This window comes from Deltaproteobacteria bacterium (assembly GCA_016874775.1).
Taxonomy (GTDB): domain Bacteria; phylum Desulfobacterota; class Binatia; order Bin18; family Bin18; genus VGTJ01.
Window position 1 is genome coordinate 1 of the sequence record VGTJ01000183.1, and the last position, 11767, is coordinate 11767.

Consider the following 11767-nt stretch of genomic DNA (forward strand, 5'->3'; position numbering starts at 1 on the left):
AAAGGCCTACAGGTCTCCGACGATGAGTTTCAAGCGCTCAATATCAAACCCGGTAAGTTTCATGGCGATTGGAACTATACGCTTCTTCCTCGCTCTTAATCGGTAACTTAATTCTTGCCCATGCCTTTCTCATTCACTCCCTTTTGCGTGCGAACAACGACGCCACTGCGTCGCGTCTCGATGCGCACTTCGCGATGGACGTCGCCCTTGAGTGCCGAGCGATACCCTAAACTGTACTGCTGTCGCAATTCGCTCACGATAGTATTCGCGGCTGCCTCTAACACCGCACCGTTGCCAACGACATCAGCGGTGTTGAGCAAGAAATGTTTGGCACCAGTTTCCTCGCTCATAGCGGCCAGAGCTCGAGAATCCACCGTTTCATCGACAAACCGTCCAGCTGGTGGCATTGAGCCATGAGGTCCCATAGGTCCCATCATTCCGAAGGGCCCCCCTCGTCTTCCTACCATACCACCACCCATTCCCATCGGCGCTCCCATCGGCATCGATGCTCGCCCCTGGTGGTTCCTGCGCACATGTGCGTTGCCAATGCCGATCGTATACACCAGCACGTGCGAACTCCGTATAGCCTCGGTCACTTCCGCCAGAGAAGCCTGGCTCGATGTATCCACACCATCAGTGATGACAACGAGAGCTTTCTTTTGCCGCTGCCCTTGGCGAATGCGCTTGAGTCCGTCAAGAATAGCGTCATACAGAGCCGTCTGTCCGTCCGGTCTCAGGCGAGCTGTTGCTTGGATCACCAGTGGTCGACTGTCAGTAAAATCCTGCAATAACTCAAGGGAAGAACTAAACGCGCTCAAAAACACTTCATCTTGTGGCTGAATGGAGTCTGCGAGCAGGCGCAAGGCCTGACGCGCACGTCCCATCTTCGTCATCATGCTCTCACTCGAATCAACAACGAGGCCAAGGCTCATGGGCTCGTTTTGCCCGGTATTGAAGTAGGTCAGCGGCCGCGGCAGGTCGGCTTCATAGACGACAAAGTCTTCTGGTTTGAGGTCCGTGACATACTGGCCATCCTGATCAGTGACCGTCACGGTCAGCAACTGATTTGGCCGCGTCGATGGTGTCTGCACTACTGGTGATGGCAACGTCGGTTGTGGGGCTGGAGGAATGGTCACTTCCTGGTGTGACGCAGGAGGAAGCACGGCTTGTGGTTGGACAGGAATCTCTAAGGTCTGTTTTCCACCAGATGGTCCAGACGGTTGCGGAAACGGTGTTGCTGGTAGTGCCTGTGGTGTCGGCGTTGGCGTGGACGCTTGTGGTGTTGGGCGTGATCCCTGCCAACCATCAGCTGGCAAGGAAGGTTGTTGAGCAGTGGCTCCTCCTTGAAGAATCAGGAGCACCAGGCACGAGAAAAAAAAGACAATCGTTTGATATGCGTTCATAGTGTTACTTTTCGGCACGTGCGAGATACGAGATTCCGAGTTGTGGTGAGCAATCACAGTCTGCTCTCTCCATTTGGTCGGCAATATTCGTTCTCCGTTGTCTGAGAGTCCGAGACGCCTGAACTCTTCGACTTCTGTTCCTGCTCTGCTGCGTTGGCAAGTGACTCAGGAGTGAGTACATTACGCGCTTCCAGCGTAACCGCAAGCCCTTCTGTAGTAACTAACGCAAATGGAGGAAGAATGAAACCGTATGTGATCTGCCACATGATAGCGTCGGTCGATGGTCGTATTGCCACGTCGGCTTGGCAACTCAGCCCCGAAGGTCGTAGGGAATACGAACGAACCGCTGCAACCTATCAGGCTGAGGCCTGGATGTGTGGCCGCATTACCATGATTGGCTATGCCAAAGGCACTGCCCCCACAACATGCCCCACTGTCACCGCTCAGCCAAAGACCGACTTTGTCGCTCCGCAAGCGCGCCCCAACTATGCGATTGCTTTAGATCCGAGCGGGAAACTGTATTGGCAAAGCAACGCCATCGATGGCGATCATGTCATTACGGTTCTCACCGAGCAGGCGTCCTCTGAATATCTGGCGTTCCTGCAGAGTCAGCAGGTGTCCTACCTGTGCGCCGGGAAAGACACGCTTGATCTCTCAACCGCATTGGACAAGCTCGCGACCACGTTTCAGATTAAGACTTTGCTGCTCGAAGGTGGAGGCAAGATCAATGGAACGATGCTGCACGCTGGACTGATCGATGAACTCAGTCTGCTGGTCGCACCGATTGCCGATGGCTCGATGGGAACTCCGACACTGTTTGATACGCTGAATCCAGCATCGTCCCCGCACGCTCCAGTGCGGTTGACGCTTCAAGCGATGGAGCAACGGGCGGATGGCATTGTGTGGTTACGCTACCGGTGCGAAAGGTAGGAGGGAGGCGGCTTGCACTACTTCCACACTTGAGAACGCACCTCTCTTCGTTTTTGCTGAACGTTGAGAGCTGACGGCTGAACACTGATATGCGGGACATTGATTCCTCTCACCAGGAGCGAGATAATACGCCTTGTGATGATTGCAATCATTGATTACGGGATGGGAAACCTCCGCAGCGTCCAGAAAGGCTTCGAGAAAATGGGCTATGCCGCGGAAGTGACACGCGACCCGCGGCGCATCGAAGCCGCACCTGGCGTTGTCCTGCCTGGGGTCGGTGCCTTCGCTGCGTGTATGAACGGTCTTAAAGAGTGTGGCTTAGTCGATACCGTCTATCGGGTCGTGGACCAAGGAACTCCGCTTCTGGGTATTTGTGTCGGTATGCAGATTCTGTTCTCTGAAGGAGTGGAATTCGGTCGCGTGCCAGGCCTCGACATCTTGAAAGGCCAAGTCATTCGCTTTGATCCAGCCAAAGTAGGTGGCGGGAAAATCCCCCACATGGGCTGGAACCAGTTACATATCAAACAGCAGACCAAGCATCTCGAAGGCATTCACGAAGGAGCGGCGGTCTATTTTGTCCACTCATATTATCCCGTGCCAGCCGATCCTGCGATCATCGCCACAACCACGGATTATGGTGACACCGAGTTCACCTCCAGTGTCTGTTGGCGCAACGTGTTTGCCTCACAGTTTCATCCCGAGAAGAGCCAAGCTATTGGCCTCCGTATCCTGGAGAATTTCGGTCGACTTGTGACTGGAGACTCTGTCTCCGTACGGCCTCAGACTCCGAAGACTTCGGACACTGGACATCGGACGCCGGACTCTCTGTGATTTATGCTCATCATTCCAGCCATTGATCTCAAGGATGGAAAATGTGTTCGCCTCTATCAAGGCGACATGAAACAGGCGACGATTTATTCGGACGACCCAGTGGCAACTGCCGTACGCTGGCAAGAAGAAGGAGCCGAACGCCTACATGTCGTCGACCTTGATGGGGCTGTCTCTGGCGCAGGAGTCAACACCAAAGTCATTCGGCAAATCTGTAAGACAGTCTCGATTCCCGTGCAAGTCGGTGGTGGCATCCGTAATCTTGAAGCGGTAGAGCGCTTGTTCTTTCTGGGAGTCCATCGTGCCATTCTCGGAACGGTTGCGTACAGTGCTCCGACAGTTGTGGAAACCGTCTGCCAGCGGTTTCCAGGGAAGATTACAGTTGGCATTGATGCGCGCAATGGCAAAGTCGCCGTCCAAGGTTGGACTGAGATTACCTCTCTAGAGGCAACGGCTCTGGCGACGCAGTGTGCGGGACTAGGGGTGAGCGAAATTATTTACACGGACATTGGCCGCGACGGCACCGAAAGTGGCGTCAACATTGACTCAACTGTAGCGCTCGCGCAGGTGGTATCGATCCCTGTTATCGCTTCGGGTGGAGTTGCGAGCCTCCGCGATATTCAACGGCTCGCGCAATATGAAGGGAAAGGCATTAAAGGCGTCATCGTCGGGAAGGCCTTGTACACTGGGGCGGTAAACCTCGCCGAAGCGATCAAGGTCGGAAAACATTTGCCGCATTAGGACCCACAAAATTTTTCCTTCTTCATTTTTCATTCTTCATTGTCTTCCGTACCTTGTATCCACAGGTAACCATCTCCTACAATACAAGAGATGAGCTTTTCGTTTCATCCCTGGCAAGCGCTTCGTCGCGTGATCACACGGCAATTCACGGTCCTCCTGACGAAGCCGCTGAAAAACTACACGCCCCGACTTCCCAACGACCTGGTCGAACTGAAACGACACATCAAGAAGGGCGATGTGCTGTTGGTCGAAGGCGAACAACGCGTGAGTGAGGTGATCAAGTATCTGACGCAAAGCTCGTGGTCCCACTCCGCGCTGTACATTGGCGATGAACTGGTCCGACGCAATCATCCTCAGCTCGGACAGTTGCGCGCAAGCTTCGGAGACGAGGTCAACCACCTGGTGATTGAAGCCTTGGTCGAAACCGGCGTGGTGGTTTCACCGCTGTCGAAGTACATCAATTTCAATGTGCGCGTATGTCGTCCGCACCAACTGCGCAAGGAACACGTCCAGGTCATTCTTGATGACGTGATCAGCCAGCTTGGTCATTCGTACGACATGCAGAATGTTTTTGACCTTGCTCGCTACTTCCTTCCTGTCAGCCTCGTTCCCCGTCGTTTTCGTCGCAAAGCTCTGCATTTTGGTAGTGGCCTCCCTACGCAAGTGATTTGCTCCAGTATGCTGGCAGCGGCATTTGATAAGGTCGGGTTTCCCATTATTCCGCAGGTCGTGGCACAACGCATGGACGAAGCCGCGCAACGTACATGGCTGCATCGCCTCCTTTTCCGCGCAACTGACCCCCAATCCCGCTTGGTATTTCGTCGACGCCACCACACCCTCATCACACCACGTGACTTCGACCTCTCTCCTTATTTTGAGGTAGTTAAGTTCAATGTCATCGAGTCACGACGGTTCGATTACAGTCAGATTGTCTGGGATGAACGAGAAGAAGCAGAGACCAAACTTCCTCCTGTCACAGCTTCGGAAAGACTGTCTGAGAAAGTCAGGTGAACTCCCAGGTCCACTCTTGACTCGGTCCTGGAAACCCTCAACACTCGCAGCATGTTGAGTAAACGCATTATTCCGTGTCTCGATGTCAAAGATGGTCGGGTTGTCAAAGGCGTGAACTTCGTTGATCTGCGTGATGCGGGTGACCCGGTAGAAGTTGCCCAACGATATGACGAAGAAGGGGCGGACGAACTCACGTTTCTCGATATCACTGCTTCGCACGAACGGCGCAGGATCATTCTCGACGTCGTCCGTCGCACGGCAGAGACAGTCTTCATGCCTCTCACAGTTGGTGGTGGCGTGCGCGAGATTCAAGACATCCGTGATCTGCTCAACGCCGGAGCGGATAAAGTCTCGATCAATACCACAGCAGTAAACCGACCGGAGTTTGTCAAAGAAGCAGCGGAACGGTTTGGTTCACAATGCATCGTTGTGGCCATAGACGCGAAACGGAAAGTCCGGAGTTCGGAGTCCAGAGTCCAAAATGGAGAGGAGACGAGAGGCGAGAGACTTGAGGCTAGTCCCCTTTCCCCGCAATCCGCAATGTCTTCCTGGGAGGTATTCATCCACGGTGGTCGCACCCCAACCGGACTCGATGCCATTGAATGGGCGCAACGCATGGAATCGTATGGCGCGGGAGAAATCTTGCTCACCAGCATGGATCGCGACGGCACCAAAGCGGGATACGACATCGAACTCACGCGAGCGATTGCTGACGCTGTCACGATTCCAGTCATTGCCTCTGGTGGCGTTGGCACCTTACAGCATATTTACGAAGGGCTCACGACAGGCCGTGCTGATGCGGCGCTAGCTGCTTCAATCTTTCACTATCGTGAGTACACAGTTCGTGAGTGCAAAGAATTTTTGGCGAAACGTGCGGTAAATGTGAGAATGGCGTGAAACTGGGACGTGAAACGTATTGCGTGATGCGTGGCACCTCAAAACACGCACCACGTAACACGTAATACGCACCACGTGTCGCTTCTCCTCGAACCTGGCACTTCCCTCTCAAATACGCTAAGACGCCGGTTATAACTATTTAAAGGAGGGCTTTTTATGGCCAAAATCATGATCGAGTCAGCAATTAACGGCAATCAAATGCGGAAGTTCAATCCGCATATTCCGTATAGTCCGCAAGAGATTGCTGACGATGCCATTGCCACCTGTAAAGCAGGAGCCGCACTGATCCACTTCCACGTACGCAACCCAGAGAATGGCGAATGGGTACAGGATGTCCCCTACTATGCCGAGGTGTACAAACGCACGCGCGAGAAATGCAAACCGCTGCTGTGGCCGACGTTTCCCTTCGGTGACGACCCAGCGCCACGCTTTCAGCATTTCATTGAGTTGTCGAAAGATCCAAAGACCAAACCCGACCTCGGTGCCGGAGATATGGGATCAGTCAACCTTGTGTCTTATGACCCAAAGAGCAAGACCATTCACGGCAGCAATTTTATCTACAAGAACAGTTACGACACAATTCGTTACTTTTTAGAGAACTCGCGCGAACTCGGATTACGCCCTACCCTGCAAATCTTCGACCCAAGCTTTCTTCGCGCAGCCCTTGTTTGTCTCGACCAAGGGCTACTCACAGAGCCACTGTTACTGAAGTTTTACCTGGGTGGACCAGAGTTACCCTTCGGCCTTCCACCTTCACTGAAGAGTCTCGAAGCCTATCTCGATATGCTCAAAGGCGTGCGCGCCAACTGGTTTGCCGCGACACTTGGCGGTGACAACCTTCCCCTCGTACCGGCCATCATTAGTCTCGGCGGTCACGTCCGCGTCGGACTCGAAGATCATCACTACGCCAACGAAGGCAAGCTCACTAATCCACAGATCGTCGAACGCGCAGTGACGATGATCAAAGGCATGGGGCATGAAGTTGCGACGCCGGAGGAAGCACGAAGGCTGTTAGAGGCATAATTGCGCGAAATACGCCCACATCGGCGGGAGTGTCATTGCGAGCCCCCTTCGTCAGGCTCGGGACAAGATTATTCCGGCCTACTGACTGCATATTGAAAAAGTAGGCCGGAATAAGCGCAGCGTTTCCGGCGGTACCCTGGCGTTTATGCCTGTGCTTGCAGAGCATCGAGAGTCTGTTGAAATTCTTCTACTGAGGCACAGTGAAGAGTTCGACGTACAAGTTGGTGGAGTGACGCACGATCTTCAATTTGCTGAATGGCAGCGACAAGTGTAGCTGAGGGTTGGCCGAACAGCTCTTCTAAAATCTCTAGGACCATCGTCCGAGCTTCCTCTAGGGAACCTTGTTGGAGCCCTTGTTGGAGCCCTCGTTGCAGCCCTCTTTCTATTCCGATGCGTTCGCCAGTTGTTACGTATGGCATACGTTTCTCCTCTTCAATGCTTTTCACTCCGTCCCAGAACTGTTCATCCTCCACCGCATTCAACTGTACTACCCAATCAATGAATTCAAAGAGCCCAACGATCTGTTCTCGGCGATAGCCCCTTTCATAGAGCTTGCGAATCAGAGAGAGTTGGGCAGTCACGCGCTCGCCACTCGGTCGTAACCGCTCTCGCTCTTGTGCAGCCAGGACGATCAGCGCTGCCGGATTGTCGGTCCGTTCGAGTGCGCGGCTGTCGTACTCCATCACTCGATGGCTCGATCGCCCGCTCACCCGATTCAGTTTCCGGCCTGTGCTCGCCGGGAACGGCCTCTGGCCTTATCTCGGCCGACTGACTCATAGTAAAAGTATCGTAATCGAAGAAGGAGGATACAAACATGGAACTCGGGCTCAAAGGAAAAGTAGCCATTATCACGGGTGGAAGCGAAGGCATCGGCAAGGCTGTGGCGCTGACGTTGGCGCGTGAGGGTGTCAAGGTCGCAATCTGTGCGCGACGACCAGATGTATTGGAAAGTGCGGCAACAGAAATCCGGCGTTTGAGTGGTGGTGAAGTGTTCGCTCAACCTGTCGATGTCACCAAACGTGACGAAATTGAAAAATTCATCGCGAGTGTGGCGCAGAAGTTTGGGCGTATCGATATTCTGGTGAACAACGCCGGCAAATCGGCGGCAAAGAAGTTTGAGGACGTCAATGAAGCTGAATGGGACGAAGATCTGAATCTCAAACTACGGGCGGCGATCTGGTGTTGTCAATGTGTGATTCCGCACCTACGTAAAGTCGGTGGTGGTCGCATCATCAATGTCACTCACCCAGGCGGCAAGGCCCCAACCGCGCGATCGTTACCGACCTCGGTAAGTCGCGCGGCTGGTATCGCGCTGACCAAGGCTCTGTCCCGTGATTACGCGGCGGAGAATATCTTGGTGAACACGGTGTGCCTCACTAACATCAAGAGCGCCCAGACCGAACGTTACTGGCGTGCGGGTGGTGCGCAAGGCACGATTGATGAGTTTCACGTGAAGATGGGAAAAACCGTGCCGCTGCAAAGACTCGGTGAACCGGAAGAAGTCGGGGCGCTAGTGGCTTTTCTGGTCTCTGAACAAGCGCGGTTCATTACCGGCACAGCGGTCAATATTGACGGCGGGTTCTCGGCGGTGGTGTAGCTCTATGGAAAACATTCCCCTCATCACTCACATCCACGCCTCCCCAACAGTGGCCGTTCTCGTCGTCACCGGTGGAGGTAGCCAGGCTATCGCTGATTTGCTCGCTGTTCCTGGTGCTTCACGAACTGTGTTAGAAGCGCTGGTTCCGTACAGTGACAAATCCATGAGCGAATTCCTCGGCGCTTCTCCATCCCAGTCAGTGTCGAGGGAAACCGCCGCCGCACTGGCGCAGCGTGCATACCAGCGTGCGTGTTCGCTAGGTGAGTCAGAGACAGTCCCAGTTGTCGGCTTGTCATGTACCGCAACGCTGGTCACCGATCGTCCAAAGAAAGGTGAACATCGTGCGCATGTAGGGCTATGCACGAACGAGGGCACGCGCGTGTTTTCTCTCACGCTACAGAAAGGTGCACGTGATCGGATCGGGGAGGAACGGATGGTGAGCGATTTATTGTTACAAGCGCTGGCGGTGGTATGTGAGGTACTTCCAGAGGTGCATTTGTCGTTGCTTGCAGGAGATCAGCTAACAGGCAATGAAGAATTGAGAGTGAAAAGTTAAGACTGAGGAAAGAAGAGTAAGGGGCTTGCCTCCCTCAGCTTACGCGGTACATTACTCTGCGCTTGATAGAAGAAATCTATTCTTCGCGTCGAATGAAGAGTATTGTACTATGCATGACTTGCAGAAGCTGTTCGCCAATAATCGGGCCTGGGCGGAAAAAACTCGTGCCCAGCAACCAGATTTTTTCGATAGACTCTCTCACCAGCAATCACCGCAGTATCTGTGGATTGGCTGCTCAGACAGTCGTCTTCCCCCCAATGAAATTACTGGCTTGCTTCCCGGTGAGCTTTTTGTTCATCGCAATGTCGCTAACGTCGTGGTGCATACCGATTTCAATTGTCTGTCGGTCTTGGAGTATGCAGTCGTCGTACTGAAGATCAAGCACGTGATCGTCTGCGGCCACTATGGCTGTGGCGGTGTACAAGCAGCGTTGCGTAATTCCGAAATGGGCCTCATCGATAATTGGCTACGCCACATTCGCGATGTCTATTACAAACACGAATCTCGCCTGGCGCACATCACTGAGGAATCACAACGCTGGGCGAAATTGTGCGAACTCAACGTGATCGAGCAGGTCAACAATGTCAGCAATACCACTGTCGTGCACAATGCCTGGAGACGTGGACAAGATCTCACGTTGCATGGGTGGATCTATAGTCTCCACGATGGCTTGTTGCGTGACCTCCATGTTAGTAGCAGTAATTTGCAAGAAGCCTCGACGACATACGAAGCGGCAGTCTCAGCGTTGTAGCCACACACAAGAGCTCACGGCAACGAACCTCTTGCATCCCTATCACGAAGCCCATAGAACAATGGCTGGAAGGTCACCACACAGGGAGCACATCACGATTCATGAAAATTGGTCTTGTCTCTGATATTCATGCCGACGCCACCGCGCTGCGTCGCGCACTGGAAGATATGCCTTCGATCGACGCATTATTATGCCCAGGCGATGCCGTGAGCGAGTATCGCTTCTGCGCAGAGACGGTGGAGATTCTCCAACAGGCCAAGGTGCTCTGTATTCAGGGCAATCATGAAGTCGTCCTGTTTGGTGGTCGCAATCCGGCCTATCTGAAAAAGTGCAAGGATACGTTCCCAGCCGAAGCGCTCGATTTTCTTGCCTCGGCACCGCTCTCGCGCGATCTCACCTTTAATGACACGAAAGTCCTGCTGGTGCACGCCAGTCCGTGGGAGCCATACGATGAGTACATCTATCCTGGCAGCACGAGGCTCAGTCGTTTCTCCACATTAGCGCAAGACTTTGTCTGCTTCGGTCACACCCACGTGCCCTTTGTCCATCGCGAAGGCTCAGTCACGGTGGTGAACCCAGGATCAGTCTCACAGCCGCGCGACCAAGACCGTCGTGGCGCATACGCGGTCATCGATACGTATCTGAACGAAGCGACTATTCATCGCTTTTCCTTGGAGTAGATATCTACACAAAGTGTGTCGAGACCTATGCTCGGCGACCCTACCTCTGTGTTGCTCTTACCTCGTACTGAAGTACACCTCTGGTATACGTTTCCCGAATCGTTGACCGATCCAGAATTACTGTCCCGTTATCACGCGCTCATGACGCCAGAGGAACGAGAGCGACAGCAACGGTTTCGCTTCGAGAAGGGACGACATGAGTATCTCGTCACTCGTGCATTGGTGCGCACAGTGCTCTCGCGCTATGCGGATGTTGCGCCTGACGTGTGGCGTTTCGTCAACAATGAATATGGACGCCCTGCCATCGCCAGTCCCCTACAGAGTCCACCACTTTGCTTTAATCTCTCGCATACCGACGGTCTTATTGTCTGTCTCGTGGCACTCGATCGCGAAGTGGGTGTCGACGTCGAAAACCTCGAACGCCCAGGAGAGACGGTAGAAATTGCCGACCGCTTCTTTTCGCCGATCGAAGCACGAGCACTCCGTATGTTGCCTGAAGAACAGCAACGGCGGCGGTTTTTTGATTATTGGACCTTAAAAGAATCGTACATCAAGGCACGAGGGATGGGCATCTCATTACCGCTTGAGCAGTTTTCCTTTCACTTAGATGCAGGCTGTCCAGTTCGCATCTTCTTTGATCCACGCATGCAGGACAACCCGCGGAGTTGGCAGTTTGCACAACTGCAAGTTTCAGACGGTCACCTCATTGCAATCGCAGTTCGTCGGAGCAACGAACCAGATCTCAGCATTTTGGTGAAAGAGACCATCCCTCTTGTTTCTTGACAAGAGCCGACTTCGGCGATCCAGAATGCTGCGCGCGAGAGCGCCGACGATTCAAAGATGAAGCGAAGATCGCAATCGCGATTCTACGCACACGATTTTCCGGTCAGCCTCACTCATAGGTTGGGCATTTCACTAACTTGCAGTGAAATACCCACTCCCGACGCCATTACCGAGATCCCAGCTTGAGATTGGCAATGAAGTTCGGTGCATCGGCTTCAAGCCTGGCAAGAACGTCGGCGCGGCGTCGTGCGTAGAATTCCGTGTTGAGCGTCATCCGTTGTGCGCCGGTCCAAAAATTGACCTTCTGTGACCCCCATTTGAAGAAGAGAAAACGTCTGCGCTCGTCGACACTCCGGAAATAGAATCCGCCAAGTGCCAGGGAAATGGCTCCATTTTCTGAGCGCTGCACTGCACCTAAGGCGGTGGCAGGAAACAACTTACCGCAATAGTGATTGACCGGAGTGGAGAGCCTCTGCACAAGAGCAGGGATGAGAGACGAGACCATTGTGTGCTGGCTTCGGTCTAAGTATCGAAGTCTGGTCGAAGAGCTGGATGAACGCGGGCGAC

14 protein-coding genes are annotated in these 11767 nt (G+C 53.6%); 11 read left to right on the plus strand and 3 right to left on the minus strand.

All coding sequences use genetic code 11. From position 1 onward, the window contains the following. Window positions 1-107: 107 nt before the first annotated feature. Entirely contained in the window at window positions 108-1403 is a 1296-nt protein-coding gene (locus tag FJ147_23600) for a VWA domain-containing protein (GenBank protein ID MBM4258875.1), read from the minus strand. A 240-nt stretch (window positions 1404-1643) separates the two neighbouring features. On the opposite strand from FJ147_23600, the gene FJ147_23605 reads away from it, so the two are divergent. The 6 genes from FJ147_23605 to FJ147_23630 all read left to right on the plus strand — a co-directional run bounded on the left by FJ147_23605 (window position 1644) and on the right by FJ147_23630 (window position 6833). Next, entirely contained in the window at window positions 1644-2333 is a 690-nt protein-coding gene (locus tag FJ147_23605; GenBank protein ID MBM4258876.1) for a RibD family protein, read from the plus strand. Between the two features lie 138 nt (window positions 2334-2471). Beyond that, window positions 2472-3164: an imidazole glycerol phosphate synthase subunit HisH gene (hisH, locus tag FJ147_23610; protein ID MBM4258877.1), complete on the plus strand. Its 693-nt coding sequence runs from the start codon at window positions 2472-2474 to the stop codon at window positions 3162-3164. Between the two features lie 3 nt (window positions 3165-3167). Beyond that, window positions 3168-3902, plus strand: a complete 735-nt coding sequence (gene hisA, locus FJ147_23615) for a 1-(5-phosphoribosyl)-5-[(5-phosphoribosylamino)methylideneamino]imidazole-4-carboxamide isomerase (GenBank protein MBM4258878.1) — start codon at window positions 3168-3170, stop codon at window positions 3900-3902. A gap of 90 nt (window positions 3903-3992) precedes the next feature. Continuing rightward, window positions 3993-4913: a lipo-like protein gene (locus tag FJ147_23620; GenBank protein MBM4258879.1), complete on the plus strand. Its 921-nt coding sequence runs from the start codon at window positions 3993-3995 to the stop codon at window positions 4911-4913. A 51-nt stretch (window positions 4914-4964) separates the two neighbouring features. Continuing rightward, entirely contained in the window at window positions 4965-5810 is an 846-nt protein-coding gene (gene hisF / locus FJ147_23625) for an imidazole glycerol phosphate synthase subunit HisF (protein MBM4258880.1), read from the plus strand. 156 nt (window positions 5811-5966) lie between these two features. Then, on the plus strand, window positions 5967-6833 hold the full coding sequence (locus FJ147_23630) for a 3-keto-5-aminohexanoate cleavage protein (GenBank protein MBM4258881.1): 867 nt from the start codon (window positions 5967-5969) through the stop codon (window positions 6831-6833). Between the two features lie 143 nt (window positions 6834-6976). Here FJ147_23630 and FJ147_23635 read toward each other — a convergent pair whose 3' ends face one another. Continuing rightward, window positions 6977-7519, minus strand: a complete 543-nt coding sequence (locus FJ147_23635) for a hypothetical protein (protein MBM4258882.1) — start codon at window positions 7517-7519, stop codon at window positions 6977-6979. Window positions 7520-7647: 128 nt separating this feature from the next. Here FJ147_23635 and FJ147_23640 point away from each other — a divergent pair, with 128 nt between their 5' ends. The 5 genes from FJ147_23640 to FJ147_23660 all read left to right on the plus strand — a co-directional run bounded on the left by FJ147_23640 (window position 7648) and on the right by FJ147_23660 (window position 11200). Then, complete coding sequence (locus FJ147_23640; protein MBM4258883.1) at window positions 7648-8430, plus strand: SDR family oxidoreductase; 783 nt, start codon at window positions 7648-7650, stop codon at window positions 8428-8430. A 4-nt stretch (window positions 8431-8434) separates the two neighbouring features. Then, window positions 8435-8986, plus strand: coding sequence for a hypothetical protein (locus FJ147_23645; protein ID MBM4258884.1), 552 nt, complete (start codon window positions 8435-8437; stop codon window positions 8984-8986). Between the two features lie 109 nt (window positions 8987-9095). After that, on the plus strand, window positions 9096-9737 hold the full coding sequence (locus FJ147_23650) for a carbonate dehydratase (GenBank protein ID MBM4258885.1): 642 nt from the start codon (window positions 9096-9098) through the stop codon (window positions 9735-9737). Window positions 9738-9838: 101 nt separating this feature from the next. After that, the gene (locus FJ147_23655) at window positions 9839-10417 is read left to right on the plus strand and encodes a metallophosphoesterase family protein (protein ID MBM4258886.1); all 579 of its coding nucleotides are present in this window, start codon (window positions 9839-9841) and stop codon (window positions 10415-10417) included. 27 nt (window positions 10418-10444) lie between these two features. After that, window positions 10445-11200 (plus strand): 4'-phosphopantetheinyl transferase superfamily protein, encoded by a 756-nt coding sequence (locus FJ147_23660; GenBank protein ID MBM4258887.1) that lies wholly within the window; start codon window positions 10445-10447, stop codon window positions 11198-11200. Between the two features lie 166 nt (window positions 11201-11366). Here the strand turns inward: FJ147_23660 and FJ147_23665 are convergent, their stop codons facing one another. After that, window positions 11367-11705 carry a hypothetical protein gene (locus FJ147_23665; GenBank protein ID MBM4258888.1) on the minus strand — a complete coding sequence of 113 codons (339 nt, stop codon included), beginning with the start codon at window positions 11703-11705 and terminating at the stop codon, window positions 11367-11369. Window positions 11706-11767 lie beyond the last annotated feature (62 nt).